We start from the raw sequence: 26,637 nt of genomic DNA, 5'->3' as shown, positions 1-26,637 counted from the left end.
TCCCCTGTTGGCCCGCAAAAGCCGGGGGCGATGATAGCGCCCGAGCACCGGTGCCCGGGCTCGGCCCATAGAATCCGGCCCATGCCAATCCGGGCCCGTGCTTGCATCCTGATGTTTCTGCTGCTGTGGCAGTCGCTCACCAGCCTGGCCGCGGTGCGCGTGGACGAACAGGCGGAGGTGCTGGCGCATGCCCTGGTGCACGGCCAGGCCACGGAACACCACCACCACATGGACGCATCGTTGCACCTGGACGATGCCGCTGCGACCGATGAGCACCAGCACGTGCACGACGGGCTCCAGGTCCACGCAGTACCGCTGGCGCCCTGGCTCCACCTGACGGCCGTGGCGCCGTCGTCCCCACCGGGGCTGGCGCAGGCGCTGCGGCCACCGGTTTTCCTCGAAGGGCCTTTGCGCCCCCCCAAGATCCGCGCCTGAGCGACCCGAGCCCTGCCCAGGGCTGTCGGTTGGGTGCCCGTGCGGCGCCCGTTGCACCCCTCCCCGCGATGGACGACCCGCCTCCAGCGGCGCTGTCGGCTGTCGCGCCCCTGTCTTGGATGGACCACACCCCATGAATCGTTCACTGTTCTCCCAGTGGTCGGCCGCTCTGATGTGCCTGACCCTCCCCGCCATGGCCCTGGCCCACGGCATTTCCGACGCCGACAGACAGCGCATGCTCGACGGCGGCTACCTGCAGTACGTGGGCCTGGGCGCCAGCCACATGCTCACCGGTTACGACCACCTGCTGTTCCTCTTCGGCGTGGTGTTCTTCCTGACCTCGTTCAAGGACGTGGTCAAGTTCGTCACCGTGTTCACGGTGGGTCACAGCATCACGCTGGTGTTCGCCACGCTGATGCACATCACCTGGAACTACTACCTGATCGACGCCATCATCGCGCTCAGCGTCATGTACAAGGCCTTCGACAACAACGGCGGCTTCCAGAAGCACTTCCAGATGGCCTCGCCCAACCTGCTGTGGATGGTGTTCGGTTTCGGTTTGCTGCACGGGTTCGGCCTGTCCACCCGCCTGCAGCAACTGCCGCTGGGCGATGATCTGGCGGGCGAACTCGGCCGCATCCTGAGCTTCAACGTCGGCGTCGAGCTGGGGCAGATCGCCGCCTTGGCGGTGATGGTCGGTCTGCTCGCCCTGTGGCGGCACCGTCCCTCGTTCAAGCGTTTCGCCTACATGGCCAACCTGGCGCTGTTCTACGCGGGCGCCTACCTGCTGTTCGTGCAACTGCACGGCTACCAGCACGACGCCCATCCCAATGACTTCCGCTTCCCCGCGGCCGAGCACCGCCACGCCCACGAAGACATGGCCGTGGAAGACACCCGCGACACCAGCCGCGACGGGCTCTGAACCCCGACCCGCCCACCGTTCGACACCCCTGAAAGGAACCCTCATGAAAACCCTCGCCACCCTCGCAGGCCTGCTCCTGTCCCTGTTGGCCGCCCCCGCCGCCCTGGCCGACGTCGGCGGCAGCTGCCACTTCCACGGCAACAAGCCTGCCAGCGAAGCCATCGTCAGCGACTGCGCGACCCAGCGCAAAAACGCGCTGGTCAAGGCCGGCAAACTCCCTGCCTCCTGGCAGAGCGTCAAAATCGAACAGGCCGAGCTGGTCGATGGCAAAAAGGCCAAGGAGTGGAAGGTGACCTTCAAGAACCCCGCCGCACCCGACGCCGCCAAGCAGACGCTCTACCTGTTCTTCTCGCAGCCGGGCAACTTCATCGCCGCCAACCACACCGGGCAGTGAGCCCCGACGCGCCATGACCGACACCACCACCGCCGCCCCCTGGGCGGCGCACCACCACCACTTCCACCAGGACAACCCCGCCGCCGAGCGGGGCACCCGCGCCGTGCTCTGGATCACCCTCGCCGCCATGGTGCTGGAGATCACGGCCGGCTGGTGGTACGGCTCCATGGCGCTGCTGGCCGACGGCTGGCACATGAGCTCGCACGCCGTGGCCATCGGCGTCAGCGCCCTGGCCTATGCGGCGGCGCGCCGCCTGGCCCACGACCAGCGTTTCGCCTTCGGCACCTGGAAGATCGAGGTGCTCGGTGGCTTCGCCAGCGCGCTGTTCCTGCTCGGTGTGGCCGTGCTCATGGTGCTGGCCTCGGTCGACCGCTTCCTGGACCCGCAGCCCATCCGCTACCGCGAAGCCATCGCCGTCGCGGTGCTGGGCCTGCTGGTCAACCTGGTGTGCGCGTTCATCCTGGGGCGCTCGGGTGACCACGGACATGACCACGGTCATGGGCATGGGCATGGGCATCACCAAGGCCATGCGCACGACCACGAACACGGCCATGCGCATGAAGACTTGAACCTGCGCGCCGCCTACCTGCATGTGCTGGCCGACGCCGCCACCTCGGTGCTGGCCATCGTGGCGCTGGCCGGCGGCTGGTTCTGGGGCTGGGCCTGGCTCGACCCGCTCATGGGCATCGTCGGCGCGGTGCTCGTGGCCACCTGGGCCAAGGGCCTGATCGTCGACACCAGCCGCGTGCTGCTCGACCGCGAGATGGACCACCCCGTGGTGGCCGAGATCCGCGAAGTGGTCGAAGGCCTGGCCCCCGCCGGCAGCACCCGGCTGACCGACCTGCATGTCTGGCGCGTCGGCCGCGGCAGCTACGCCTGCGCGCTCACCGCGGTCTCCAGCGCGTCCGGCCTCACACCCCAGGCCGTGCGCGAGGCGCTCGCGGTGCACGAAGAGGTGGTGCACGCCACCATCGAACTCCACCACGAGGCTGCCCGGTGAATCCCGCCCTGCACGGCGGCGCGCTGGCCCTGCTGGCCGCGGCGCTGTTTGGCCTGAGCACGCCGCTGGTGCAGCGCTTCGGCCAGGGGCTGGGCCCGTTCAGCACCGCCGCGCTGCTCTACGCCGGGGCCGCGCTGGTGGCCGTGTTCCAGCGCCGCAACGCCGCGGTCGAAGCGCCGCTGCGCCGCAGCGACGCCCCGCGCCTGTTGGCCATGGTGGCCGCCGGCGCCGTGGTCGGCCCGGTGGCGCTGGCCTGGGGCCTGCAGCGCACCAGCGGCGCCAGCGCCTCGCTGCTGCTCACGCTCGAAGCCGTGTTCACCGCGGTGCTGGCCTGGCGCTGGTACGGCGAGGTGCTCGACGGCCGTGTCAAAACCGCCGTGGCCCTGCTGCTGGCCGGCGGCGCGCTGCTGGTGCTGGACCAGGGCCTCAGCGGCCAGGTGCAGTTGCACGGCCTGCTCGCCGTGGCGGTGGCCACCGTCGCCTGGGGGGTGGACAACACCCTCTCGCGCGGTGTGGCCGACCGCGACCCCGGGCAGGTCGTGCTGGCCAAGGCCGCGCTGGGCGCCAGCGTCACCACCGCACTCGCCTTTGCCTGGGGCGAGCCGCTGCCCGCGTGGCCCGCTGCGCTGGCCCTGCTCGCCGTGGGCGCCACCGGCTATGGCCTGAGCCTGCGCTTTTATTTGCTGGCGCAGCGACGCTTTGGCGCGGCGCGCACCGGCTCCGTGTTCGCGTTCGCGCCCTTCATCGGCGCGCTGGGCGCCTTCGCACTGGGCGAGCGTTCGGCCAGCGGGCTGCTGTGGCTGGGTGGCGCGCTCATGGTGGCCGGCGTGGTGGTGCACCTGCTGGAAGACCACGGGCACGAACACCACCACGAAGCGCTCGACCACGAGCACGCCCATTTCCACGGTGATGGCCACGACGACGGCCACCACCTGCACACCCACACGCCCATGCCCGTCGGCCCGCACAGCCACTGGCACCACCACAGCCCGCTGCGCCACAGCCACCCGCACGTGCCCGACGCCCACCACCAGCACCGCCACTGATGGCGGCTGCGTCAGCACCCCATCCGGCCACCAGGCGGGCTCACCGCCCGCGCCGCTTCAGCCCCCGCTGGCGCGCTGCCGCCGGTGCCGCCGCTCGCGCCGGATCAGCACCGCCCAGCCCCAGTACACCAGCCAGTAGGCCACGGTGCCCAGCAACGCCCCGGCCATCGGAAAGCCCACCAGCAGCGCCGGCCCCCAGGATGTGATCTGTTCCCACAGGGCCGAGGGCCAGGTCGTGGGCGACATCAGTTCCCAGTGCAGCGGCGCCACCGCGGTCGCCGAAGGCGCCGCCTGCGGCACCACGAACGACCCCATGAACGCCGCCAGCGCCCAGATCGGCGCCATGGTGAACGGGTTGGTCAGCCAGGTGGCCGCTGCCGCTGCCGCCACATTGGCCTTGAGCGCCACCGCCGCCAGCATGGCCAGGGGCATCTGCAGCGGCAAGGGAAACACCCCGATACCGATGCCCAGCGCCACCCCCAGCGCCACGCCGCGCCGGTGCATCACCCACAGCATCGGGTGCGCGTGAAAGTAATGGCTCAACCAGCCAAAGCCCTTGGTCTCTTGCAGCGTCTGGGCGGTGGGCAACCAGCGGCGAAGGCGTCTCTTGAATTCGGCCATGGGGCAATCGGGTGGTGTGGAAAGGGCGGCGACGACGCGATTCTGGCCCATACCGTCTGCCAGATGGCAGCGTGTCGGGGCCTGGGGTCAGCCGCTGGTGCCACCGCTTGTTTCCCTCGCACCGCCAAGCCGGCTCCGCCACATCGCTGACGATAGCTTGACGAAGGTCCATTTGGGCTCTAAATTCAGGGCTCAATTTGGAGCTGAATATGGATACCGTCCTGTCCGATCTGTCGGTGAGCATGTCCGAGTTCAAGAAGAACCCGGCGGCTGTTCTGCGCGAGGCGGGCAATCGCCCCGTGGCCGTGCTCAACCACAACCGTCCCGCCTTCTACATGGTCGAACCGCAACTGTTCGAATCCATGCTGGAGCAGCTGGCCGACCAGGACATCTACCGCAAAGCGGCGGCACGGCTGGCCGACAAGTCGCGCGCCATCAAGGTCGATCTTGACCAGCTCTGACCCGGCGCGCCCGCACCGCTACGAGCAGCGCTTCATGCCCGAAGCGCTGGCCGAATGGCATCTGCTGGACGGCTCGGTGCGAACCCACCTCAAGAAGCTGCTCGCCAAGCGGCTCGACAACCCCCACGTGCCCGGCGGGCAACTGCACGGCCCCTTGGCCGGTTGCTACAAGATCAAGCTGCTCAAGCAGGGCGTTCGCCTTGTGTACGCCGTCGAAGACGGCGAGCTCGTCGTGCTGGTGGTGGCGTGTGAGGGGTATGCGTATCTGGTGCCGTTTGTGGAACAAGCCGATCACTACTTCCTCAAGACCGTCATTCCCAGCCGCAAGGCCACCCGCGATTATTTGAAACAGGACGATCCCCATGCCCAAGACTGATGCCTACGAAGCCGAACTGCTGGCGGCGTTCGACAAGGGCGCGCTGAAGTCGGTTGCGACCAAGGCGGAGTTGGCGAAATTCAAAGCGGCGGCGCGCGCCACGGCTTTGAAGGACAAGCGGGTGAACATCCGCCTGTCGTCTGGCGATTTGCAGGACATTCAGGTCAAGGCGCTGGAGCAGGGCATGCCCTACCAGACGCTGATTGCCAGTGTGTTGCACAAGTACGTGACGGGGCGCCTGGCCGAACGCTGAGGCTGGCCGCTTGAAGACAGGCGCTGTGGAGGGGTCACGCTTTGTGACCCGCTAAGCTCGCTGACCCCACCCACCCCGCGCCCATGAAAAACCACCTGCCCACCCACCCGGCCGCCGTGCTGGCGCTGGCGTTTCTGGCCACCATCGTGCTGGGAACGGGGCTGCTGATGCTGCCCTGGGCCACGACCAGTGGCGAGAGCGCGCCGTGGCTCACCGCGCTGTTCACGGCCACGTCGGCGGTGTGTGTGACGGGGCTGGTGGTGGTGGACACGGGCACCTACTGGAGCCCGCTGGGCCAGGGGCTGGTGATGGCGCTGTTCCAGCTCGGGGGCTTCGGGATGATGACCTCGGCCACCTTGATGGGCCTCTTGATCGGCGGCCACATGAAGCTGCGCACGCGGCTGCTGCTGCAGTCGGAAACGCACGCGCTGTCGCTGGGCGATGTGCGTTCGGTGGCGCGCATGGTGCTGGTGGTGACGGTGCTGGTGGAGGGCGTGGTGGCGCTGTGGCTGGCCGCGCGCTTCGCCATGACGATGGGCCTGGGCTGGCGCGAGGCGCTGTGGCAGGGTGCGTTTCACTCCGTCTCGGCCTACAACAACGCGGGGTTTTCGACCTGGCCCGACAGCGTGATGCGCCACGTGACCGACGGCTGGGTGCTGGGCCCGCTGATGCTGGCCATCGTGGTGGGCGGGCTGGGCTTTCCGGTCATCACCGAGCTGTGGGCCAACCGGGGCAAGCGGCACGCGCGCTGGTCGGTGCACACGACGCTGACGGTGTGGGGTTCGGCGGCGCTGGTGGTGGGGGGCACGCTGGCGCTGTGGCTGGTGGAGCACAACAACCCCAAGACCATCGGTTCGCTGGGCTTTGCGGACCAGTGGCTGGCGGCGCTGTTCACGTCGGTGTCGGCGCGCACGGCGGGGTTCAACGCGGTGGACATCGGCGCGCTGGAGCTCGAATCGCTGGTGCTGCACTGTGTGCTGATGTTCATTGGCGGCGGCAGCGCGGGCACGGCCGGGGGCGTGAAGGTGACCACCGTGTTCTTGCTGCTGCTGGTGGTGTGGACCGAGATCCGCGGCCGGGCCGATGTGGAGCTGCGCGGGCGGCGCATTGCCACGCAGGTGCAGCGCCAGGCGCTCGCCATCCTGGTGCTCAGCGGCGCGGCGGTGTCGCTGGGGCTGCTGGTGATCATCCCGATGGCCGAACACCTGCCGCTGGAGAAACTGATGTTTGAGGTGGTGTCGGCGTTTGCGACGGTGGGGTTGTCCACCGGCATCACGGCCGAGCTGCCGCCCGCGGCCCAGGGCGTGATCATTGCGTTGATGTACGCCGGCCGGGTGGGTGTGGTGACGCTGGCGCTGGCGCTGGCGATCAACCAGGTGCCCAGGGCTTTCCGTTACCCTGAGGAGAAACCGATTGTTGGCTAAATCCCGTTCACAAAAGGGCGACAGCGTCGTCGTCATCGGCCTGGGGCGCTTTGGCGCCAGCGTGGCGCGCGCGCTGGTGGCGGCGGGCCACGAGGTGCTGGCCATCGACGCCAGCGAAGAGGTGGTGCAGGAACTGGCGCACGAACTGCTACACGTGGTCAAGGCCGATTCGACCGACCTGCAGGCGCTGCAGCAGCTGTCGGTGACGGACTTTTCGCACGCGGTGGTGAGCATTGGCGCCAACCTGGAGTGCAGTGTGCTGACGGTGCTGAACCTGGCGCAGATGGGCATGAAGGACATCTGGGCCAAGGCCAACAGCCCGCAGCACGGGCGCATTGCCGAGCGGGTGGGCGCACACCACGTGGTCTACCCGGAGGCGGACATGGGCGAGCGCGTGGCGCACCTGGTGACGGGCAAGATGATGGACTTCATCGAGTTCGACGACGGCTTTGCGATCGCCAAGACCCGCGCGCCCATGGAGACGCACAGCAAGACGCTGGCGACGTCGAACGTGCGCAGGAAGCATGGCATCACGGTGGTGGGCATCAAGCGGCGCAGCCAGGACTTCATCTACGCCAAGCCGGAGACCGAGATCAAGCCGGGCGACCACCTGATCGTGGCCGGGCCGACGCCGCTGATCGAGAAATTTGCCGCGCTTTACTGAGGTGGATGGGCGCCGCCGGGGGGTGGGGCGGCTCAACATTCGGCACGGTGTGTCGAAATACACCGAATGCGGGCACGCTGTCTGGCCCGTGGCGTGACGGAGCAAAAGAGCAGGATGGTCGTTGTGGTGAATCCGTGGGACGTGTGTGAGGTGGTCGGCGTGGTCGCGGGGGCCGTGCGGTGAAAGCCCGTGCGCGTTCGCGTTCGTTCGCCGTGCTGGTGGTGGGCTTCACCCTGGTGGCCACCGGGCTGCTGTGGTGGCAGACGCTGCATTCGCAGGCGCAGCTGCGCGAGCAGGTGCTGCTGCAGGCCGAGCAGCGCAGCCTGCACCTGGCCGACGCGATGGCCGGGCAGGTGCAGGCGCAGCTGAACACCATGGACGTGTCGCTCAAGGACCTGCGCGATCACTGGGAGCGGGACCCGCGTGCGAAATTCGATGCGCTGGCCAAGGAGGTGCTGGCGAACCTGCCACCGGGGCTGGCGTCGCATGTGTCGGTGGCCGACGCCAGGGGCAACATGACCTACAACAGCCTGGGTCTGGAGGCGAGCGTGAATGTGGCCGACCGCGCGCACTTCCAGGCGCTGCGGGCGGGGGCGGACGCGCTGCGCCTGTCGTCACCGGTGCGGTCGCGGCTGACGGGGGAATGGTCGTTCCTGGTGGGGCGGCCGCTGCTGCGCGGCGGGCGTTTTGACGGTGCGGTGTACCTGGTGGTGCAGTCGGCGCAGGTGGCCCGCCTGCTGCAGACGGTGGAGCTGTCGGGCCAGGACGTGGTGTCGATGATCCACCCCGACGGCCAGTACCTGGCGCGCAGCCAGGGCAACGAGACCTCGATGGGCAAGCCGGTGCCGGCGAACCGGCCGTTCCGGGTGGACCCGGCGCTGGTGCGCGGCACCTACCGGGTGGACGATGCGCTGGACCACGCGCCGCGCATCTACGGCTGGCGCCGTCTGCGCGGTTCGGAGCTGGTGGTGTCGGTCGGTCTGGACCAGTCGGCGGTGCTGGCGCCGCTGGCCCCGGCGCTGCAGCGCAACCTGCTGACCACGGGGGTGTTGTCGTTGCTGCTGCTGGGGCTGGGCGGTGTGGTCGTGCGCGACCACGTGCAGGCGGTGCGCCAGCAGCGGGCGCTGGCGCGCAGCGAGGCGCGCCTGAACGAGGCACAGCAACTGGCGCACGTGGGCAACTGGGAAATGGACCTGGAGAGCGGCGCGGTGGTGTGGTCGGACGAGGTGTTCCGGATCTTCGAGGCCGACCCGGCGCGCACCGAAACGACGTTCAGGCAGTTTCTGGAGTGGGTGCACCCGGACGACCGGGCCATGGTGCGGCAGACGTTCGAGGCGTCGATCAAGGACCACCAGCCCTACAACGAGGTGCACCGCCTGCTGCTGCCCGGGGGGCGCATCAAGTGGGTGCGCGAACGCGGCGTGACCGAGTACCAGGGCGAGCAGGCGGTGCGCACCCGGGGCACGGTGCAGGACGTGACCGAAGTACGGCTGGCGCAGCAGGCGCTGGAGCAGCTCAACGAACAGCTGGAGACGCGGGTGAGCGAGCGCACCCGCGAGCTGGCCCAGGCCAACCGCGAGCTGGAGGCGTTCACCTACAGCGTCTCGCACGACTTGCGCACGCCGCTGCGCAGCATCCACGGCTTTGCCGCGGTGCTGGAGGAAGAGGAGGCTGAGCACCTGTCGGACGCGGGGCGCAAGCACCTGCGCCGCATCCAGGACGGCTCGCGCCGCATGGGGCAGCTGATCACAGACCTGTTGTCGCTGGCGCACCTGAACCGCGCGCAGATGCAGCAGGTGCCGGTGGACCTGAGCGAGCTGGCCTGGCAGGTGGCGGGCGAGTTCCAGCGCAGCGAGCCCGAGCGCGAGGTGGACTGGCAGATCCAGGACGGCCTGCAGGCCATGGCAGACCCAGGCTTGATGCGGGTGGTGCTGCACAACCTGCTGGGCAACGCCTGGAAGTACACCGGCCAGACGCCGCAGGCGCGCATCGCCTTCACGCTGGAAGAGCGCCAAGGCGGCATGGCGACGTTTTGCGTGCGCGACAACGGCGCGGGCTTTGACATGGCCTACGCGGCGCAGCTGTTCCAGCCGTTCAGGCGGCTGCACGCACACCACGAGTTCGAGGGCTCGGGCGTGGGGCTGGCGACGGTCAGCCGCGTGATCCGCCGCCACGGCGGGCAGGTGCGCGGCGAGGGCGCGGTGGGCCAGGGGGCGGCGTTCCATTTTTCCTTGCCCGACGTGCCGGTGGCGTCGGACCTGACGACCTGGTGATGCGAGGAACCCCTGCCATGAGCGACCGGACCCGTTCACTGGTGGCCTGGGTGCTGTTGTTCACCGCGCTGGCCGCGGGCGTGTTGTGGTGGCAGAGCACCCGCGCCAGGGCCGAGCTGCAGGCACAGGTGCTGTTGCAGGCCGAACAGCGCAGCCTGCACCTGGCCGACGCGATGGCGGGGCAGGTGGAGGGGGTGTTCAGCGCGGTCGACCTGGCGCTGCAGCAGTTGCGCAGCGAGTGGGCGCGGGGCAACCCCGCGGCCTTTGCGCAGCGCGCGCAGGAGGCGTTGACGTCGTTGCCCGAGGGCTTTGTCTCGCACGTGGTGGTGGCCAACGCCCAGGGTCAGGTGGTGTACGACAGCCTGGGGCTGGGCATGGGTGTGAGCATCGCCGACCGCGACTATTTCCGCGCCCATGTGGCGGGGGGCGACCGGCTGGCGATCGGGGTGCCGGTGCGTTCGCGGCTGGACGGGCGCTGGGTGTTTGCCATGAGCCGGCCGGTGTTGCAGGGCCGCCGTTTCGCCGGCACGGTGCACCTGACGCTGGGCACCGACGCGATGGCGCGCCGGCTGGCGGGGTTGCAGCTGTCCGAGCAGGACGTGGTGGCGCTGATCCACCCCGCTGGCGCGGTGCTGGCGCGCAGCCGGGACAACACCGGGTCGATGGGGCAGCGCATGCCCGGCGACCGGCCCTACATGGTGCACCCGGAGACGGGCAACGGCACCTACCGGGTGGCGGGCCTGGTGGATGGCGTGCCGCGCACCTACGGCTGGCACCGGTTGCCGCAGTCGGGCGCGCTGGTGGTCATTGGTCTGGCCGATGCGTCGGTGCTGGACCCGCTGGTGCCGGCGCTGCGCCGCAGCCAGTGGATGGCGTCGGCGCTGGTGCTGCTGATCGGCCTGGGCGGCGTGCTGGTGGCGGTGCTGCTGTGGCGGGTCTCGCGCAGCCGCGCAGAGGCGCTGGCCAGCGAGGCGCGGCTGAAGCAAGCGCAGCGCATGGCGCGCGTGGGCAACTGGGAGCACGACCACACGACGGGCAGGTCCACCTGGTCGGACGAGGCGTTCCGCACGTTCGGACTGGACCCGGCGGTGGACACGGCCTCGCACGCCGCGTTTCTGGCTGCGGTGCACCCCGACGACCGCGAGCGCGTGGAGGCTGCCTTTTCGGCGGCGGTGCAGCACCACCAGACCTACGACGTGGTGCACCGCGTGCGGCTGCCCGACGGCACCGACCGGCACGTGCACCAGCTGGGCACCACCACCTACGACGGCGAGCGGCCGCTGCGCAGCCTGGGCACGGTGCAGGACATCACCGAGATGCGCAGCACGCAGCTGGCGCTGCAGCAGCTCAACGAGGAACTGGAGCAGCGGGTGCAGGTGCGCACGCGCGAGCTGGGCGAGCTCAACCAGGAGCTGGAGAGCTTTGCCTACAGCGTGGCGCACGACCTGCGCACGCCGCTGCGCACGATCCACGGGTTTGCGTGCCTGCTGGAAGAAGAGGACACGGTGGCGCAGTCTGCGACCGGGCGCGGGCACCTGCAGCGCATCCAGGAGGCGTCGCGGCGCATGGGCCAGCTCATCACCGATCTGCTGACCATGGCGCAGCACAGCCGCGCGGTGGTGCACCACGAGCGGGTGGACCTGAGCGCCCTGGCGCGCCGGGTGGCCGCCGACCTGGAGCAGGGCCAGAGCGGACCGCGCACGCTGTGGGAGATCGAGGACGGGCTGGTGGTGCAGGCCGACCCGACGCTGATGGGCGTGGTGCTGCAGAACCTGCTGGGCAACGCCTGGAAGTACACCCGCCAGACGGCGCGCCCGCGCATCAGCTTCACGCGCACCGCGCACGCCGACGGCCAGCAGGCATTTTGCGTGCGCGACAACGGTGCGGGTTTTGACATGGCCTACGCGGCGCAGCTGTTCCAGCCGTTCAAACGGCTGCACGGGCACCACGAATTCGAGGGTTCGGGCGTGGGGCTGGCATCGGTCAGCCGGGTGGTGCGCCGCCACGGCGGCCGGGTGCGCGGCGAGGGCGTGGTGGGCCAGGGAGCGGCGTTCTATTTTTCGCTGCCCGACGTGCCGTTGGCCCCCGGCGGGCCGATGCCGGCCGTGCCGGACCCGACCATCGGGTGAGCGGGCGCTGATCTGCCCGGGACTTGATCAATGTCAAGTCGTGGCCGCAGCCGCCGATGTTCACTGAGCAACGCGTCCTCCGTTTGGCCATGTCGTCGGCCGGTTTTCGATGCTTTTTGTGGGTTTTTATGGCACTGCACGAACTGATCTACGTGAGCCTGGCCGACCACGCCATGGCATCCGGCGAGCTGTGCGCCCTGCTCACACAGGCCCGCACCTTCAACCGCGAGCACGGCATCACCGGGTTGCTGGTGTACCGCAACCGCGAGTTCATGCAGCTGCTCGAAGGCGAGCGCGACGTGGTGCTCGCGCTGTACCGGCACATTGAAAACGACCCCCGCCACCGTCAGGTGTACCGGATCTGGGAAGGCCCGATCGCCGCGCGCAGCTGCCAGGACTGGGCCATGGGCTACGCCGAACCGGCCGACCACGCGTGGCACGCGCTGCCCGATGGCCGGCGGGTGCTGGACGACGGTCTGTTCGCGGCGGGGCAGTCGTCGGCCGGCAAGCGCCTGATGCTGCGCCTGCGTGACGATTTCCTGGCCGGCGCCGCTGCCTGACTTTTTCACTCGGGACGCTGTGTGGGCCTGCGGGGCCGGTTTCGGTGCGTGTGGTGGGTGGACCCGATCCACCGCCCGGACAAACTCGGTTACAAACGTGCCCTGAACGACCCGCGGCGACCGCTGCGGGCGATGCACCCGCGAACACAAACGGGGCCAAGAGAGGTTCACATGAAGACGCGCTGGCGGTCCATGGCGTTGGTGGTGGTGTTGTTCACCGCCCTGGCCGTGGCCATGGTCTGGGGTCTGAGCTTGCGGCTGCAGGGGCAACTGCGCGAGCAGATGCTGCAGCAGGCCGACGCGCGCGCGCTGCAGCTGGCCGACGCGATGGGCGGGCAGACGCAGGCCTTCACCCGCCTGATCGATCACTCGCTGCTGGACCTGCGCGAGCGCTGGCCCAGCGAGCGGGGCACCTTTGCGCAGACGGTCGACAAGGCGCTGCAAGCGCTGCCGCCGGGGCTGGTGTCGCACGTCACGGTGGTGGACGCCCAGGGCACGGTGGTGTTCAACAGCCTGGGTGTGCCGCCGGGCACGTCGATGGCCGACCGGCCGCACTTCCAGGCGCTTCGGGACGGAGGCGACCAGCTGGTGCTGGGCGAGCCGGTGCAGGCGCGCCTGAACAACCGCTGGCTGTTCATCGTCGGACGGCCGATCCTGCGCGACGGGCGCTTCGACGGGGCGGTGCATGTGCTGGTGTCCACCGAGTTCCTGGCCGGGGTGCTGGGGCGCCTTAACCTCACGCCCCAGGACGTGGTGGCGTTGGCGCACCCGCAGGGCCGCATCCTCGCGCGCAGCGTGGACAACCTGGCCGCGATGACACAGACGCTGCCGGCCTCGCGCCCGTTCCTGGTCGACCGGCAGACCGTGCACGGCACCTTCCGCGAGACCGGTGCCGTCGATGGCGTGACGCGTCTGTACGGCTGGCACCGCATGATGCCCATCGGCGCGGTGGTGGTGGTGGGGCTGTCCGAAGACGGCGTGCTGGCGCCGCTGGCACACACGCGGCAGCAGGCCACGCTGCTGACGGCGCTGCTGTCGCTGGCGCTGGCGGGCGTCGGTTTCTGGATCGGCTGGCTGCAATGGCGCCTGGAGCGCGGGCAGATCGAGATGCGCCAGAGCCGCGAGCGGCTGCAGGAGGCACAGCAGGTGGCGCACGTGGGGCACTGGACGTTTGACGCCAGCACCCGGCAGATGCAGTGGTCGGACGAGGTGAGCCGCATCCTGGGCCACGACCCGGCGCGGTTGGTGCCCGGCTTTGAAGCCTACTGGGCGCTGGTGCACCCGGACGAGCGGGCACGGCTGAAAAAGGTCTTGAACAACGCGATGACCGACCGCGCCGACCTGGACGATGTGCACCGCATCGTGCGGCCCGATGGCAGCGAACGCTTTGTGCGGCTGATCAGCCTGAACGATGTGTCCGGCCACGGGCAGACCTACCGCGGCACCCTGCAGGACGTGACCGAGCTGCGCGAGGCGCAGCTGGCGCTGGAGCGGGTGAACAACGGGCTGGAACAGCGCGTGAAGGCGCGCACCCGCGAGCTGCGGGCGCTCAACCGGGAGCTGGAGTCGTTCACCTACAGCGTCTCGCACGACCTGCGCACGCCGCTGCGCAGCATCCACGGTTTTGCCACGCTGCTGCAGGAGAGCGAGGCCGAACGCCTGAGCGGCGAGGGCAAGGACTTCCTGCGGCGCATCCAGGAGAGCTCGCGCCGCATGGGCCTGCTGATCACCGACCTGCTGTCGATGGCGCAGCACAGCCGCGCCAGCATGAACCCCGAGTGGGTGGACCTGAGCGCCATGGCCCAGCAGGTGGTGGCCGAACTCGAACGCGGCGAGCCGCAGCGCCAGGTGCGGTGGGACATCGCGCCGGGCCTGCGCGCGCAGGCGGACCCGACGCTGATCCGCGTGGTGGTGCAGAACCTGCTGGGCAACGCCTGGAAGTACACCGGCCAGACGGCGGACGCGCACATCCGCCTGTACAGCACCGGCGTGGGCGAGGACGGGCAGGTCGGCTTTTGCGTCAGCGACAACGGCGCCGGCTTCGACATGGCTTACGTGGACCAGCTGTTCCAGCCCTTCAAGCGCCTGCACGCGCACCACGAGTTCGAGGGCACGGGCATCGGCCTGGCGACGGTGGCGCGGGTGGTGCAGCGCCACGGTGGCCGGGTGCGCGGCGAGGGCGCGGTGGGCCGGGGCGCGACGTTCAGCTTCAGCCTGCCGCTGGAGCCGGTGCGGCAGTTCGCCGACTCGGCGCCGCCGCTGCGCTGAGCCCGTTCAGGGCGTGAGCGAGGGCGGCAGGGCCACCGTGGAGCGCCGGCCCAGGTGGCGGCGGTGCTCGGTCAGCCAGTGGTCGGCCGCTTCACGGCCGATGGCGTGCAGCTGCGCGAGGAAGCTCCAGTTGGTCTGCGTCTTGCTGGCCGCGCCCAGCCGGGCGAGCTGGTCGCCGGCGTCCAGCTGGTGCAGGCGCAGGTCGTCCACGCGTTTGAACAGCGGGCGGCGGAAACAGCTGTCCGGACGGCCGGCGTCTTCCAGCAGTTCCTTGATCAGGCCGATGGTGCGCAGCTCCTTGAGCAGGCTGGCGTTGAACGTCACCTCGCCCGCGCGGTCCAGGATCTCGTCGGCCTGCGTGGGCACGGTGTCGCGCCGGGTGGGGTTGATCTGCACCAGCAGCAGGTCGTCGGCCGGGGTTTCGGCGATCAGCGGCAGCAGGGTGGGGTTGCCGGCGTAGCCGCCGTCCCAGTAAGCCTGGCCGTCGATCTCCACCGCCTGGAACAGCAGCGGCAGGCAGGCCGAGGCCAGCACCATGTCGGCGGTGAGTTCGTCCTGCCGGAACACGCGCAGCTCGCCGGTGGCCACGTGGGTGGCGGCGATGAACAGCTGCGTGCGGTGGCAGGCGCGCACGCGCTCGAAATCGACCGTGGCGTCGAGGATGTCGCGCAGCGGGTTGAGGTTCAGCGGGTTGAGCTGGTAGGGCGAGAACTGGCTGCCCACGAAACGCACCGCCTGCTGCCAGGTGCTGGTGAACTGCTGCAGCAGCGGGTTGTCGGCACCCACCCACTGGCCCAGCGGGCCGGTTTCCAGGTGGGTGAAGGGCGAGGTCTGGGCCACCTGTTCCCAGAAGCGGCGCAGGCAGGCGCGCGCGCCTTCGCGGCCGCCTTCCATCAGCCCCGCGGCCAGGGCCACGGCGTTCATGGCGCCGGCGCTGGTGCCGCTGATGCCCGAGATCTCCAGCGTTTCGTCTTCCAGCAGGCGGTCGAGCACGCCCCAGGTGAAGGCGCCGTGCGAGCCGCCGCCCTGCAGGGCGAGGTCGACCAGCTGGTGGCGCGGGGGATCGGTTCGGGTGGCGCGCCGGGGCTTGGCGCGGGCCGGGGCAGGCGCGGCGGCGGTCTTGCGGGTGGCCATGGGGTCCTCTCTGCGGTCGTTTGCGCCCATTGTGCAGCGCCCCCGTGACAGCCGCAGGGGTGTGGATCAGGCGTGGGGTGGCGCGCTGGCCGAGCGCTTGCCCAGCAGCACGATGACCAGGGTGATCACGGTCAGCGGCAGCACGAAACCCATCATGACCGCCGAGAACGTGCCCAGGGCGGCGTGCTGCTGGGCCGCCAGGATCAGGTAGGCCACGTAGGCCACGTAGTACAGCAGGAACACGGCGCCTTCCCAGCGTGCGATCTCGCGCCCGGTCATGAACACCGGCACGCAGGCCAGCGCCACCGCCAGCATGACCCAGAGGTCGAAGTTCAGCACCGCTTCCGGCACCACCAGCCCTGCGCCGCCGGACGCGATGCCCGACAGGCCCAGGCAGCCCAGGATGTTGAAGGTGTTGCTGCCCACCACGTTGCCCACGGCGATGTCGCGCTCGCCTTTGACCGCCGCCATGACGGAGGTGGCCACCTCGGGCATGGACGTGCCCGCGGCCACGATGGTCAGGCCGATCACCACGTCGCTCACGCCCAGGGCCTTGGCAAAGACCACGGCGGCATCGACCAGCCACTGCGAGCCCAGCACCAGCAGGGCCAGGCCAGCGGCCATGAGCAGCAGCTGCACCGGCAGGCGGCTGTCCCAGCTGCCGGCGGCGGCGGGCTGGACTTCGGCCGCGTATTCGTCTTTGGCGGCCTGCGTTTCCTTGCGCGACTGGACCACGAGGAAGGCCGTGTAGGCCAGCAGCAGGCCGAACAGCATGGCACCGTCGAACGCGCTGATGCGGCCGTCCAGGCTGAGCACCAGCAACAGCAGCGAGGTGCCCACCAGGATGGGCACCTCCTGCCGGATCAGCTGGATGTGCACCACCAGCGGTGTGATGAGGGCCGACAGGCCCAGGATGAACAGCACGTTGAAGATGTTGCTGCCCACCACGTTGCCCAGGGCGATGTCGGTCTGCCCGTCGAGCACGGCGCCCAGCGACACCGCCACCTCGGGCGCGCTGGTGCCAAAGGCCACGATGGTCAGGCCCACCACCAGGGGTGAAATGCCGAAGGACAGCGCCAGCTTGGAGGCGCCGCGCACCAGCAGCTCGGCGCCGGCGATCAGGGCCACAAGGCCCGCTATGAACATGCCCAGGGTCAACATGGAGGGTCTCCGCTCGGAGGGTTTCAGACCCGGCGATGGTGCCACGCCCACGACCCCGCGCCGAGCGAGGGGACATGCCCGGGCTCTGGGACAATCGCGCTTTGACCGCGCCGCCCATGTCCACCCCCGACGACCCGACCCTGCCCGACTTCAGCGCCCCACCCAGCGGGCCGCTGGCCCGCGAGGCGCTGGCCCTGGGCGCGTTCGACCACGTGGTCGGCCGCATGTCGGGCTTCCGGGTGCGCGAAGGCCAGCGCGAGATGGCCGCCCACATCGCCGCCACCCTGAGCACGGTGGACTGGCCGCCCAAGCCCGAAAAAGGCGAGGTGGTGCCCGACCCGGCGCCGGGCGAACGCGCCATCGCCGTGGTGCAGGCCGGTACGGGGGTGGGCAAGTCGGCCGCCTACGCGTCCACCGTCATCCCGCTGGCGCTGGCGCAGAACCGGCGCGTCATCATCTCCACCGCCACCGTGGCGCTGCAGGAACAGCTGATCGCCAAGGACCTGCCGGCCTTGTCGGCGGTGCTGCCGCAACCGTTCGCCTTCGCGCTGGCCAAGGGCCGCGGGCGCTACGTCTGCCGCCTCAAGCTCGACCAGCTGGCCGGGGGCGACGCAGCCAGTGCCGACCTGTTCGGCGACACCGAGCCCGATGACAAGCCCAAGGGCGACGCGCTGGAACGCGCCTGGGCCGAACAGTCCAGGCTCTACACCCTGTGGGGCCAGATGCTGGACCAGGGGGACTGGGACGGCGACCGCGACCGGCTGGACGAACCGCCCGGCGCCGAACAATGGAGCCCCGTGGCCGCCGAACGCCACACCTGCACCGCGCGCCACTGCCCCAGCTACAACGGCTGCAGCTACTACCAGGCGCGCAACCGGCTGGCGCAGGCGCAGGTGATCGTGGTCAACCACGACCTGCTGCTCTCCACCCTGGGCCTGCACGCGCTGCCCGATCCGTCGGACTGCTACGTGGTGTTCGACGAAGCGCACCACCTGGGCGCCGTGGCGCAAGGCCAGTTCACCGAAAGCATGGACCTGATGCGCGGCGGCTGGCTCGACAAGCTGCCGCGCGCCGTGGCCGACGTGGCCGGCGCCATCGGCCACACGCCGGGCGCCGACGTCGCCACCCTGGCGCGCGAGCTGAAAGCCGCGCAGGGCGAGCTGGCGCGCGTGGCCATGGCCCGCCTGTCCGAATCGCCCGACTGGCTGGCCCTGACCGGCAAGCAGGCCGGCCTGCGCCCGCGCAACGGCCGCGACGGCGGCGCTGGCTTCGAGTTCAATGTACCCAACGCCACCGAGCGGTTCGAGAACGGTCAGCTGCCGCCCGACTGGACCGAGACCGTGGCCCAGATCGCCAGCCGCGCGACCGCGCTGCTCAAGGAATTCGAGACCCTGGCCGCGCAGCTGAAGGTGCTGGCGCGCGACGAGCCCGGCGACGCCGCGCGCTGCGCCCAGCTCTACAGCCGCATCGGCACGTTCGCGCCGCGCGTGCAGCACATGGCCGCCACGGCCGACCTGTGGCTGCAGCAGCCCGCCGAAGGCCAGGCGCCGCTGGCCAAGTGGCTGGAGGCTGGCATCCAGAACGGCCTGGTCACGCTCAGCGCGCACGCCTGCCCGCTCAATCCCGGCAGCCTGCTGCGCGGCCAGTTGTGGCGCAAGGTGCGCGCGGCGGTGGCCACCTCGGCCTCGCTGGTCACCTGCGGCAGCTTCGACCACTTCCTGCACGAGAGCGGCCTGGCGTTTGACGATGACGTTCAGGTGCGCGAGGTGCAAAGCCCGTTCGACCACGCGCAGCAGGGCCGACTGGTGGTGGTGCAGACCCAGGCCGACCCGAAAGACGTGGAGGGTTACAGCCGCGAGATGCTGGACCTGCTGATGGACGACCTGCGCCAGGTGCGGCGCGGCGCGCTGGTGCTGTTCACCTCCAAGGCGCTGATGCGCCGCGCCCAGGACCTGCTGGAACGCGGCCTGCACAGCGACCTGCGCGAACAGGTGCAGGTACAGGGCGAGGCCTCGCGCACGCAGCTGCTGCGCAAGCACGCCGACCGCGTGGCCGCCGGTGAGGTGTCCATCCTGTTCGGTTTGCAGTCGTTCGGCGAGGGGCTGGACCTTCCTGGCGAGCTCTGCGAATGGGTGTTCATCACCAAGCTGCCGTTCGCCTCGCCCAGCGATCCGGTCGGCCAGGCGCGGGCCGACTGGCTCAAGGCCCAGGGCCGCGACCCCTTCAGCGAACTGGTGGTGCCCGCCACGGGTGCCCGCCTGCTGCAGTGGACCGGCCGCGCCCTGCGCACCGAGACCGACGAGGCGGTGGTGGTCTGTTACGACGCGCGCTTGTTGCGCCAGTCGTATGGCCGTCGCATGCTCAAGGGCTTGCCGCCCTACCGGCTGCAGCGGCGCGACAGCGCCGGTATGCTGACCGACGTTGCCCGTTGAGTCCAGGACGCCTTCAGAGAATGAGATCGGCAGCGGTGATGGCCGGCTTGCCGGTCAGCACGATCTCGTAGTTGGCCACGCCGTCGCCGTTGGTGTCGCCCTGCAAGACACCGGTGGCGGCCGCATACCGCACCTGGCCAGCGACGTTGCCGAACGCGGCGCTGCCGATGAAGATCTGGCCTGCCCGGATGGCGGACAGATCGATGTCGTCCACGCCCTTGGTGAAGTCCACGATCACGTCGGCGGCAGCGCCCACACCGGTGTCCAGGTTGAGGAACTGGAAGACGTCGGCCCCGGCGCCGCCGATCAGCCGGTCTTTCTGGCGTCCGCCCTGCAGCAGGTCATCACCGGCGCCGCCGTTGAGCGTGTCGGCGTTCAGACCACCCAGCAGGGTATCGTCGCCCAGACCGCCCAGCAGGGTGTCCAAGCCGTCGCCGCCGTCCAGGGCGTCGTCGTTGCCCAGGCCGCGCAGGTCGTCGTTGCCCAGTCCGCCCAGCAGGCTGTCCGATCCGGCCCCGCCCCACAGCGTGTCGTTGTCGGCGCCGCCGTCCACCAGACCCATGACGGTGCCGCCGCGGCCGTCAAACAGGTCGGTGCCCGCTCCCAGTCGCACATGGCCACTGATGCTGCCGGCGTTGAAAACCTGTTCGTTGCCGTCGCCACCTTCGACCGCGGTGAGCGCGCTGACCACCCGCCCCCCGGTGCTGTTGTTGAACAGCGCCGTCTGCCCGGTCTGGGTGATCAGGTCGACCGCGGCCCGGCCAGCGTTGGTCGATGCGGTCTGGATCAGACCGCTGTTGAGCACCTGCGCTGCGTCACCCTGCACGGCCACGCCATACCCGTTGGTGGCGCTGGACAGGATGGTGCCGGCGTTGTTCACGCTCACGCCATTGCCCCCCAGGACCACCGCACCGTTGAGGTAGCCCAGCTGGCTGTAGCTGTTGTTCGTCTCCGACTTGAAGGATGTGATGGAGCCGGTGTTGCCCAGGGTGAAGGGCCCCGTCATGAGGATGGCCCGGATCCCCGAGTCTTCGCCGCTGATGCTGCCGGCGTTCTGGATGGACAGCCCGTTCGCGTAGGCGGAGTCGAAAAAGCCGCTGGTGATGCCCACGTATCCGCTGAGGGTGCCCTCGTTCTTCACGTACTGGTTGGTACCCGAGACCGAGAGGGCTGCGCCCCGGAAGCTGTGCACGATGCCGCCAGCCTGCACATGCAGTGTGCTGTAGCCATTGCTGGAGGGCACGCCGTTCGGGGTGCCCAGTTCGATGGCGGTGTAGGTCGACATCACCGAGCCGGCCACCATCAGCCGGTTGGAATAGCTGGCGGAGATGGCCGGGACGGACGCGTACAGGCCCGGGTCGTAGAACAGCGAGCCGCCGGAGGTCACGGCCAGCACGTCGTTGGTGGCCAGGTCGTACTGCGTGCCGGCAACGGAGACATCGATCAGGTAGGAGGGCATGGGAACCTCTTGAGGTGGGGACAGGAATCGGCAATGCCCTCACTGTAGTCAAGTACTCCGGCGGTCGACAACCCCGTTGTGGGGGATCGCTGTCATCATTTCTCACCTCCATCGACGTTTGCTTCCATGATCTACGCCATCCTCAAGCTGCTGCACATCCTGTCCATCGTCGTCTGGATCGGCGGCATGGTCTTCGCCCACTTCTTCCTGCGCCCGGCCGCGATGCAGCTGCCAGCGCCGCAGCGCGTGCCGCTGATGCACGGTGTGCTGCAGCGTTTCTTCTCGGCGGTGCTGGTGGCCATCGTGGTGGTGCTGACCACCGGTCTGTGGATGATCGGCCGCGTGGCCAAGGAGACGGTGCAGGCCGGCCTGTCGTTCAACATGCCGCTGGACTGGACCCTCATGGCCACGCTGGGCATCGAGATGGTGGGCATCTTCGGCCACATCCGCTTCGCGCTGTTCAAGCGCCTGAGCAAGGCGGTGGCGGCCCAGGATTGGCCCGCCGGCGGCGCCGCGCTGGGCAGCATCCGCACCTGGGTCAGCGTCAACCTCGCCATCGGCGTGGCGATCATCGTCATCACGCTGCTGATGGCCTGATCAGGAGGTCGACGTGGCACGCTGGGTGGTGTTTTTCGATGACGAACCGGGAATGATGGACGTGCGGTGTGAGCGTGAAGCACTGCATCTCGCTTACCTGGAACGGCACGTCGATGAAATTCGCATGGCGGGTGGCCTGCGTGAAGCACCTGGTGAGGCCTTTGTCGGCGGCTTGTGGGTGCTGGAGGTTGTCTCGCGGGAGCGCGCGGTGACACTGATCTAGCACGATCCGTACTACGTGCCCAGTCTGCGCCGCTATCGCCTGCTGACGTGGGGGAAGGCATTCCCCGACCAACTGGTGACGCTGTAGCGCGTCAATAGTGCAACCGCAACTGCACGATCTGCAGCTCGTCGCCTTCCACCCGGTAGACCATCCGGTGTTCGTCGTTGATGCGGCGGGACCAGAAACCTGAGAGCGCGTGTTTGAGCGGTTCCGGTTTGCCCACACCGGCAAAGGGTTCGCGCATCACTTCCTTGATGAGCTTGTTGATGCGCTCGACCATTTTGCGGTCCTGCTTCTGCCAGTGGAGGTAGTCCTCCCAGGCTTCGTCGGCGAAGACCAGTTTCATTCTTCGATCAGCTGGCGTTCCTGGCCGCGTCCTTCGCTCAGCTGTTTCATGGCCGAGAGCAGGCGCCGCGCGTTCGCGGGGCTGCGCAGCAGGTAAGCCGTTTCTTCCAGGGCGTTGAAGTCTTCCAGCGAGAGCATCACCACCGACTGCTCGCTGTTGCGGGTGATGATGATCGGTTCGTGGTCTTCACACACCCGGTCCATGGTGCTGGCCAGGTGGGCGCGGGCGGTGCTGTAGGTGATGGCATCCATGTAGGCTCCTGATATGTACGTGAAATTGTACAAATCAGAGGAGCGGTGTGCAAGCGCCGTCCAGTGCGCGCTCAGCGGGCGCCTTGCCAGGGCTGCGGCACATCCCGCCCCCACATGCGTTGACCGATCCAGCGCAGCGCCGGCCCGGTGGGTGGGCGGGCGCTGTGCTGCACCGCGGGCTCTGAGCCCATAGCGTCCAGCGGCCCCAGGTCGAAAGCGAACACGTAGTCCGGCTCCTGGCCCATGCGCAGGTCGGTGATGCGCAGTTGCCCGTCGGGCGTGGCGGCGGCCTTGACGAAGCCGTGGGTGAAGGCGGTCAGGCGGGCCACCGGCTCGGCCTGGGCGTGTTGTACCAGCAGGGCGGTGCCACGGTCGTGCGCGACCCAGCGCGGGGGGCGCTCCCCGTCGAACACCGACACGTAGGCCTCGCGGAACACCGGTGCGGCCGGGTCGTCGGGCAGCGCGACCACGCGCCAGAGCAGGGTCTGCAGCGGGGCGGGCGTGACCAGCAGCCGCTCTGCCACGATGCCTTGGTCGCGCAGGGACGCGCGCGCCACTTGCTCGATGTGGGCCTGTGCGAACACGCTCCAGGCCAGGTAGGTGGTGGACAGCACCAGGCCCAGGGCGTTCCAGCGCAGGCCGCGTGCCGCGTCGCGGGTGCGCAGCGCGGCGACCACGCCCACCACCAGCGGCAGGGTGTAGGCCGGGTCGATGATGAACATGCTGCCCACGCCGTACGGATGGTTCGTGAACGGCAGCAGCAGCTGGGTGCCGTAGACGGTCATGGCGTCCAGCAGCGGGTGGGTGATGAGCACCAGCCACAGCGCCAGGGTCCAATGCCCCCACGCTCCGCCGCTGCGCGGGTCGCTGCCCCCCGTGGGGGCGCGATTCCAGCTTGGGGCGGCTCGGCGCTGGAATCCCCCGGCTGAGTGGTCCAGTCGCGCTGCCACCCAGCCCAGCAGCGGCGCGAACAGCGTGAGGTAGAGCAGGGCGTGGCTCTCGGCTCTGTGCAGCACCATGTTGAGCAGGGCGTCCCCGTGGTCGATGACCACGTCCAGGTCGGGCAGGGTGCCGGCGATGGCGCCCCACGTGGCGGCTTTCCAGACGGCGGTGCGGCGGCCCATGACGCCGATGGCGACCGCCGAGCCGAGGGCGATTTGCGAGAGGGAATCCATGCGCCGAGCTTAGAAGCTCGCGAACAGGTCCCGGTGCCGTGGGGTCATGCCTGGACGACGACAGGGTACTGCGCTTGCAGGCCGTCCGGACCGTTCACAAACGGCCGTGTCAAGGCCACCTGGCCTTCGGCGCTCAGGCGGCGCCAGAGGAAGTCGCGTTCATTGCCCGGGTCACCCTGCACATAGAACTGCGTGGTCAGCAGTTCCTGCCGGTCCAGTTTGATCTTGACGTGGATGTGCGGCGTGCGGCCGCTGTAGGGCGCGGGCTTGAGGGTGCGAAAGCGGTAGCGGCCGTCTTTGCCCAGGGTGACTTGGCCAAAGCCCTGGAAGGCCGGGTCGGCCCGCCCGCCATCGCCGGGGTGGTGGTAGTGGCCGTCCTGGTCGCACTGCCAGATCTCGACCACACCACCGGCCAGCGGCGTGCCGCGGGTGTCGGTCACGGTGCCGGTGATCCACACAGCCTGGCCCTTGGCGTAGCGGGCGGCGCCGTTGCGCAGCAGGTCGCCGTCGCTGTCGGCGGGCAGGACCAAGGGGTAGTACGGCCCTTCGGTCTGGCTCGGCGTGGGGCGCAGGGGCTGGTCTTGGGCCAGCGCAGGCGTCAGCCAGGCGGGGGCCGCGGTGGCGGCCACCAGACCGGCGCCGCGCATCAGCAGGGCGCGGCGTGACGGCGTGAAAGCGTTGGCACCGTTGAAAGGGGCTGGCAGGGCGGCGGGGGGCATGGCGGGCTCCGTCGATGGCGTGCACCCCGCGGGAGGTCAGCGGCGGGGCGGGGCTTGCAGGTCCAGCGCGATGGCCCGCAGATCGTGGTCCGCGGGGGCGCCGGAGGGGTGGTCTTCTTCGAAGCCGAGCGCGCGCGCAAGTTCCAGCATCCCGGCGTTTTCGCGCAGGACCGTGCCCACCATGCGCTGGGTGCCGCGCGCGCGCAGGTGGCCGATCATCTTGCGCATGAGCTTGCGGCCCAGGCCGCCGCCCTTGAGGTCGCTGCGCACGATGACGCCGAACTCCGCGTCGCGGTTGTCCGGGTCGATCACCACCCGCACGGTGCCCAGGGTCTCTTCGCTGCCGCCCTCCAGCGCGCGGGTGGCGATGAAGGCCATCGCGCGCGCGTAGTCGATCTGGGTCAGCCGCGCCAGTTCGGTGTGCTCGATGCTGCGCCGGCTGTAGAAGACCCGCAGGCGGATGTCTTCCGGGTCCAGGCGTTCGAGGAAGGCGCGGTGCTGCGGCTCGTCTTCGGGGCGGATGGGGCGCAGCGTGACGGTTTCGTGCGTGCCGTGGTGGTGCCAGTCCCAGGTTTCGACCAGCTCCACCGGGTAGGGCTGGATGGCGAAGTTCGCCGCGCCCGCCGGCCGCGCGGCCGACACGCGCACCCGCGCGTCCAGCGCCACCGCGCCTTCGTCGTTGACCAGCAGGGGGTTGATGTCCAGCTCGGCGATCTCGGGCACCTCGGCCAGCAGCTGCGACACGCTCACCAGCACCTGGGCCACGCTGTCCACGTCGGCGGCGGGCCAGTCGCGGTAGCCCTGCAGCAGCTTGTGCACGCGGGTGCGGCCGATCTGGGCCAGCGCCAGCGGGGTGTTGAGCGGCGGCAGCGCGAGCGCGCTGTCGGCCATCACCTCCACCGCCGTGCCACCGGCGCCGAACAGGATGACGGGGCCGAACAGCGGGTCCACGCTGGTGCCCACGATGAGTTCGTGCGCGTGGCGTTTCCTGATCATGGGCTGCACGGTGAAGCCCTGGATGTCGGCGTCGGGCCGCAGCGAGCGCACGCGCGCCAGCATGTCGGTGGCCACCTGGCGCAGCTCGGCGGCGCTGGCGATGGCCAGGCGCACACCGCCCACGTCGCTCTTGTGGCTGATGGTGTGCGAGAGGATCTTGAGCACCACCGGGTAGCCCAGCGCGTCGGCGGCCGCCACCGCGGCGTCGGCGCTGGGGCCCACCACCTGCGTGCGCACCACCGGCAGGCCGGCAGCGGCCAGCAGCTGCTTGGCCTCGGGTTCGGTCAGCAGTTCGCGGCCCTCGCTCAGCACGGTTTCGGCGATGGTGCGGATGGTGGCCAGGTCCATGGCGCGCTGTGCGTCGCGCGCGGGCGGGGTCTGCAGCAGTTCGGTCTGGTGCCGGCGGTAGGTGCGCAGGAACGAGAAGGCGCGCACCGCGTCTTCGGGTGTGGCGTAGTCGGGCACGCCCGCGTCGCGGAAGGTCTGGCGCGCCTGCGCCACCGCGCGGTCGCCCAGCCAGCTGCCCAGCACGCGCCGCGGCTCGGCGGTGACGGCGGGCAGCACGGCCTGCGCAATGTCGGCGCTGGGCACGATGGCGGTGGGCGCGTGGATGAACAGCACGGCGCTGGCGGTGTCGTGGGCCAGTGCGTCCAGCGCGGCCACGTAGCGCTCGGCCGGCGCGTCGCCGATGATGTCCACCGGGTTGGCGTGCGACCAGTTGGCGGGCAGCACCGCGTCGAGCCGGGTGCGCATCGCCTCGTCCAGCGGCGCCAGTGGCACGCCCAGCGCGGCGGCCTCGTCGGCCGCCAACACGCCGGCACCGCCGCCGTTGGTGAGCACGATCAGTTGCTCCGACGGCCCGTCGCGGAAACGGGCCAGGGTTTCGGCGGCGAGGAACAGGTCGGGCAGGGTGAGCACGCGCAGCAGGCCGGCGCGGGCGATGGCCGCGTCGAACACCGCGTCCGACCCCGCCAGCGCGCCGGTGTGCGCGGCCGCGGCCGCCTGCCCCGCGGCCGAGCGCCCGGCCTTGACCACGATGAACGGCTTGTTGCGCGCGGCGGCGCGCGCGGCCGACATGAATTTGCGGGCCAGCTGTCCGCCGGGCCGCCCCAAGGCCGGCTGCGCCCCCTCGGGGGGCAGTGACCCGCGCAGCGGCGGAGCGCGGGGGCAGAAATACCTACACGCTCCACTTTTCAATCAGCTGCTGCGGACGCAAGGCGTCATAGCTCTCAAAAGGCTGATGAATCCAGGGGTTGGTCGGCAGAAACTCCACCGAATAATCCGGCGTGAATTTGGACAGTGCCTTGGTCCAGATGAC

The 26,637-nt window shown here is 69.8% G+C and carries 26 protein-coding genes and 1 pseudogene; 17 read left to right on the top strand and 10 right to left on the bottom strand.

The genetic code is table 11. The features are described 5' to 3' along the window. Window positions 1-81 precede the first annotated feature (81 nt). From ACR2JA_RS17785 to ACR2JA_RS17765, 5 genes are all read left to right on the top strand, one after another. Window positions 82-435: a hypothetical protein gene (locus ACR2JA_RS17785; RefSeq protein ID WP_434010401.1), complete on the top strand. Its 354-nt coding sequence runs from the start codon at window positions 82-84 to the stop codon at window positions 433-435. Window positions 436-568: 133 nt separating this feature from the next. Next, window positions 569-1,357, top strand: a complete 789-nt coding sequence (locus tag ACR2JA_RS17780) for a HupE/UreJ family protein (RefSeq protein WP_434010400.1) — start codon at window positions 569-571, stop codon at window positions 1,355-1,357. 43 nt (window positions 1,358-1,400) lie between these two features. Next, the gene (locus ACR2JA_RS17775) at window positions 1,401-1,751 is read left to right on the top strand and encodes a DUF6488 family protein (protein ID WP_434010399.1); all 351 of its coding nucleotides are present in this window, start codon (window positions 1,401-1,403) and stop codon (window positions 1,749-1,751) included. A gap of 13 nt (window positions 1,752-1,764) precedes the next feature. Next, window positions 1,765-2,751: a CDF family Co(II)/Ni(II) efflux transporter DmeF gene (dmeF, locus tag ACR2JA_RS17770; protein ID WP_434010398.1), complete on the top strand. Its 987-nt coding sequence runs from the start codon at window positions 1,765-1,767 to the stop codon at window positions 2,749-2,751. Further along, entirely contained in the window at window positions 2,748-3,797 is a 1,050-nt protein-coding gene (locus ACR2JA_RS17765) for a DMT family transporter (protein WP_434010397.1), read from the top strand. The genes dmeF and ACR2JA_RS17765 overlap by 4 nt, the downstream gene beginning before the upstream one ends. 57 nt (window positions 3,798-3,854) lie before the next feature. On the opposite strand, the gene ACR2JA_RS17760 is transcribed toward ACR2JA_RS17765, so the two are convergent. Further along, on the bottom strand, window positions 3,855-4,418 hold the full coding sequence (locus ACR2JA_RS17760) for a DUF2062 domain-containing protein (RefSeq protein ID WP_434010396.1): 564 nt from the start codon (window positions 4,416-4,418) through the stop codon (window positions 3,855-3,857). A 209-nt stretch (window positions 4,419-4,627) separates the two neighbouring features. On the opposite strand from ACR2JA_RS17760, the gene ACR2JA_RS17755 reads away from it, so the two are divergent. From ACR2JA_RS17755 to ACR2JA_RS17715, 9 genes are all read left to right on the top strand, one after another. Further along, window positions 4,628-4,879: a type II toxin-antitoxin system Phd/YefM family antitoxin gene (locus ACR2JA_RS17755; protein ID WP_434010395.1), complete on the top strand. Its 252-nt coding sequence runs from the start codon at window positions 4,628-4,630 to the stop codon at window positions 4,877-4,879. Then, on the top strand, window positions 4,866-5,255 hold the full coding sequence (locus ACR2JA_RS17750; RefSeq protein WP_434010394.1) for a type II toxin-antitoxin system RelE family toxin: 390 nt from the start codon (window positions 4,866-4,868) through the stop codon (window positions 5,253-5,255). Before ACR2JA_RS17755 ends, ACR2JA_RS17750 begins: the two co-directional genes overlap by 14 nt. Further along, window positions 5,242-5,508 (top strand): CopG family antitoxin, encoded by a 267-nt coding sequence (locus tag ACR2JA_RS17745; protein WP_434010393.1) that lies wholly within the window; start codon window positions 5,242-5,244, stop codon window positions 5,506-5,508. The genes ACR2JA_RS17750 and ACR2JA_RS17745 overlap by 14 nt, the downstream gene beginning before the upstream one ends. 83 nt (window positions 5,509-5,591) lie before the next feature. Further along, window positions 5,592-6,932, top strand: coding sequence for a TrkH family potassium uptake protein (locus ACR2JA_RS17740; protein ID WP_434010392.1), 1,341 nt, complete (start codon window positions 5,592-5,594; stop codon window positions 6,930-6,932). Then, complete coding sequence (locus ACR2JA_RS17735; protein WP_434010391.1) at window positions 6,922-7,596, top strand: potassium channel family protein; 675 nt, start codon at window positions 6,922-6,924, stop codon at window positions 7,594-7,596. Before ACR2JA_RS17740 ends, ACR2JA_RS17735 begins: the two co-directional genes overlap by 11 nt. 179 nt (window positions 7,597-7,775) lie before the next feature. Continuing rightward, window positions 7,776-9,869 carry an ATP-binding protein gene (locus tag ACR2JA_RS17730; protein WP_434010390.1) on the top strand — a complete coding sequence of 698 codons (2,094 nt, stop codon included), beginning with the start codon at window positions 7,776-7,778 and terminating at the stop codon, window positions 9,867-9,869. 17 nt (window positions 9,870-9,886) lie between these two features. Further along, on the top strand, window positions 9,887-11,998 hold the full coding sequence (locus ACR2JA_RS17725) for an ATP-binding protein (protein WP_434010389.1): 2,112 nt from the start codon (window positions 9,887-9,889) through the stop codon (window positions 11,996-11,998). A 128-nt stretch (window positions 11,999-12,126) separates the two neighbouring features. Continuing rightward, window positions 12,127-12,558 carry a BLUF domain-containing protein gene (locus ACR2JA_RS17720; RefSeq protein WP_434010388.1) on the top strand — a complete coding sequence of 144 codons (432 nt, stop codon included), beginning with the start codon at window positions 12,127-12,129 and terminating at the stop codon, window positions 12,556-12,558. Window positions 12,559-12,729: 171 nt separating this feature from the next. Next, entirely contained in the window at window positions 12,730-14,826 is a 2,097-nt protein-coding gene (locus tag ACR2JA_RS17715; RefSeq protein ID WP_434010387.1) for an ATP-binding protein, read from the top strand. Window positions 14,827-14,832: 6 nt separating this feature from the next. Here the strand turns inward: ACR2JA_RS17715 and ACR2JA_RS17710 are convergent, their stop codons facing one another. Both ACR2JA_RS17710 and ACR2JA_RS17705 read right to left on the bottom strand, forming a co-directional pair. Beyond that, window positions 14,833-15,960, bottom strand: coding sequence for a patatin-like phospholipase family protein (locus ACR2JA_RS17710; RefSeq protein ID WP_434010386.1), 1,128 nt, complete (start codon window positions 15,958-15,960; stop codon window positions 14,833-14,835). A 66-nt stretch (window positions 15,961-16,026) separates the two neighbouring features. Further along, a complete protein-coding gene (locus tag ACR2JA_RS17705; protein WP_434010385.1) occupies window positions 16,027-17,121 on the bottom strand; it encodes a calcium/sodium antiporter in 1,095 nt (364 codons plus the stop codon). Window positions 17,122-17,237: 116 nt separating this feature from the next. On the opposite strand from ACR2JA_RS17705, the gene dinG reads away from it, so the two are divergent. Further along, complete coding sequence (gene dinG / locus ACR2JA_RS17700) at window positions 17,238-19,553, top strand: ATP-dependent DNA helicase DinG (RefSeq protein ID WP_434010384.1); 2,316 nt, start codon at window positions 17,238-17,240, stop codon at window positions 19,551-19,553. A 13-nt stretch (window positions 19,554-19,566) separates the two neighbouring features. On the opposite strand, the gene ACR2JA_RS17695 is transcribed toward dinG, so the two are convergent. Further along, a complete protein-coding gene (locus tag ACR2JA_RS17695) occupies window positions 19,567-21,012 on the bottom strand; it encodes a calcium-binding protein (RefSeq protein ID WP_434010383.1) in 1,446 nt (481 codons plus the stop codon). A 126-nt stretch (window positions 21,013-21,138) separates the two neighbouring features. On the opposite strand from ACR2JA_RS17695, the gene ACR2JA_RS17690 reads away from it, so the two are divergent. Together ACR2JA_RS17690 and ACR2JA_RS17685 are read left to right on the top strand one after the other, a co-directional pair. Further along, window positions 21,139-21,609 carry a CopD family protein gene (locus ACR2JA_RS17690; protein ID WP_434010382.1) on the top strand — a complete coding sequence of 157 codons (471 nt, stop codon included), beginning with the start codon at window positions 21,139-21,141 and terminating at the stop codon, window positions 21,607-21,609. A 13-nt stretch (window positions 21,610-21,622) separates the two neighbouring features. Continuing rightward, a complete protein-coding gene (locus tag ACR2JA_RS17685; RefSeq protein WP_434010381.1) occupies window positions 21,623-21,832 on the top strand; it encodes a hypothetical protein in 210 nt (69 codons plus the stop codon). Between the two features lie 91 nt (window positions 21,833-21,923). Here ACR2JA_RS17685 and ACR2JA_RS17680 read toward each other — a convergent pair whose 3' ends face one another. From ACR2JA_RS17680 to ACR2JA_RS17655, 6 genes and pseudogenes are all read right to left on the bottom strand, one after another. Next, on the bottom strand, window positions 21,924-22,178 hold the full coding sequence (locus tag ACR2JA_RS17680) for a Txe/YoeB family addiction module toxin (protein ID WP_434010380.1): 255 nt from the start codon (window positions 22,176-22,178) through the stop codon (window positions 21,924-21,926). Next, window positions 22,175-22,429 (bottom strand): type II toxin-antitoxin system Phd/YefM family antitoxin, encoded by a 255-nt coding sequence (locus tag ACR2JA_RS17675; RefSeq protein WP_434010379.1) that lies wholly within the window; start codon window positions 22,427-22,429, stop codon window positions 22,175-22,177. The genes ACR2JA_RS17680 and ACR2JA_RS17675 overlap by 4 nt, the downstream gene beginning before the upstream one ends. 71 nt (window positions 22,430-22,500) lie before the next feature. After that, a complete protein-coding gene (locus ACR2JA_RS17670; protein ID WP_434010378.1) occupies window positions 22,501-23,604 on the bottom strand; it encodes a metal-dependent hydrolase in 1,104 nt (367 codons plus the stop codon). Window positions 23,605-23,648: 44 nt separating this feature from the next. After that, window positions 23,649-24,251 (bottom strand): intradiol ring-cleavage dioxygenase, encoded by a 603-nt coding sequence (locus ACR2JA_RS17665; protein WP_434010402.1) that lies wholly within the window; start codon window positions 24,249-24,251, stop codon window positions 23,649-23,651. Window positions 24,252-24,359: 108 nt separating this feature from the next. After that, window positions 24,360-26,396 (bottom strand): GNAT family N-acetyltransferase, encoded by a 2,037-nt coding sequence (locus ACR2JA_RS17660; RefSeq protein WP_434010377.1) that lies wholly within the window; start codon window positions 26,394-26,396, stop codon window positions 24,360-24,362. A gap of 100 nt (window positions 26,397-26,496) precedes the next feature. Then, a pseudogene (locus ACR2JA_RS17655) lies at window positions 26,497-26,637 on the bottom strand (phosphoribosyltransferase); the annotation flags it as partial.

Source organism: Hydrogenophaga sp. (genome assembly GCF_051007235.1).
In the GTDB taxonomy this organism is placed as follows: domain Bacteria; phylum Pseudomonadota; class Gammaproteobacteria; order Burkholderiales; family Burkholderiaceae_C; genus Hydrogenophaga.
This window is presented reverse-complemented; position numbering and strand designations above follow the sequence as displayed.

Coding starts and splice junctions, on each gene's coding strand:
- ACR2JA_RS17785 (WP_434010401.1), top strand. CDS start 82: ATGCCAATCCGGGCCCGTGCTTGCATCCTGATGTTTCTGCTGCTGTGG.
- ACR2JA_RS17780 (WP_434010400.1), top strand. CDS start 569: ATGAATCGTTCACTGTTCTCCCAGTGGTCGGCCGCTCTGATGTGCCTG.
- ACR2JA_RS17775 (WP_434010399.1), top strand. CDS start 1,401: ATGAAAACCCTCGCCACCCTCGCAGGCCTGCTCCTGTCCCTGTTGGCC.
- dmeF (WP_434010398.1), top strand. CDS start 1,765: ATGACCGACACCACCACCGCCGCCCCCTGGGCGGCGCACCACCACCAC.
- ACR2JA_RS17760 (WP_434010396.1), bottom strand. CDS start 4,418: ATGGCCGAATTCAAGAGACGCCTTCGCCGCTGGTTGCCCACCGCCCAG.
- ACR2JA_RS17755 (WP_434010395.1), top strand. CDS start 4,628: ATGGATACCGTCCTGTCCGATCTGTCGGTGAGCATGTCCGAGTTCAAG.
- ACR2JA_RS17745 (WP_434010393.1), top strand. CDS start 5,242: ATGCCCAAGACTGATGCCTACGAAGCCGAACTGCTGGCGGCGTTCGAC.
- ACR2JA_RS17740 (WP_434010392.1), top strand. CDS start 5,592: ATGAAAAACCACCTGCCCACCCACCCGGCCGCCGTGCTGGCGCTGGCG.
- ACR2JA_RS17725 (WP_434010389.1), top strand. CDS start 9,887: ATGAGCGACCGGACCCGTTCACTGGTGGCCTGGGTGCTGTTGTTCACC.
- ACR2JA_RS17720 (WP_434010388.1), top strand. CDS start 12,127: ATGGCACTGCACGAACTGATCTACGTGAGCCTGGCCGACCACGCCATG.
- ACR2JA_RS17715 (WP_434010387.1), top strand. CDS start 12,730: ATGAAGACGCGCTGGCGGTCCATGGCGTTGGTGGTGGTGTTGTTCACC.
- ACR2JA_RS17710 (WP_434010386.1), bottom strand. CDS start 15,960: ATGGCCACCCGCAAGACCGCCGCCGCGCCTGCCCCGGCCCGCGCCAAG.
- ACR2JA_RS17705 (WP_434010385.1), bottom strand. CDS start 17,121: ATGTTGACCCTGGGCATGTTCATAGCGGGCCTTGTGGCCCTGATCGCC.
- dinG (WP_434010384.1), top strand. CDS start 17,238: ATGTCCACCCCCGACGACCCGACCCTGCCCGACTTCAGCGCCCCACCC.
- ACR2JA_RS17695 (WP_434010383.1), bottom strand. CDS start 21,012: ATGCCCTCCTACCTGATCGATGTCTCCGTTGCCGGCACGCAGTACGAC.
- ACR2JA_RS17690 (WP_434010382.1), top strand. CDS start 21,139: ATGATCTACGCCATCCTCAAGCTGCTGCACATCCTGTCCATCGTCGTC.
- ACR2JA_RS17680 (WP_434010380.1), bottom strand. CDS start 22,178: ATGAAACTGGTCTTCGCCGACGAAGCCTGGGAGGACTACCTCCACTGG.
- ACR2JA_RS17675 (WP_434010379.1), bottom strand. CDS start 22,429: ATGGATGCCATCACCTACAGCACCGCCCGCGCCCACCTGGCCAGCACC.
- ACR2JA_RS17670 (WP_434010378.1), bottom strand. CDS start 23,604: ATGGATTCCCTCTCGCAAATCGCCCTCGGCTCGGCGGTCGCCATCGGC.
- ACR2JA_RS17665 (WP_434010402.1), bottom strand. CDS start 24,251: ATGCGCGGCGCCGGTCTGGTGGCCGCCACCGCGGCCCCCGCCTGGCTG.
- ACR2JA_RS17660 (WP_434010377.1), bottom strand. CDS start 26,396: ATGTCGGCCGCGCGCGCCGCCGCGCGCAACAAGCCGTTCATCGTGGTC.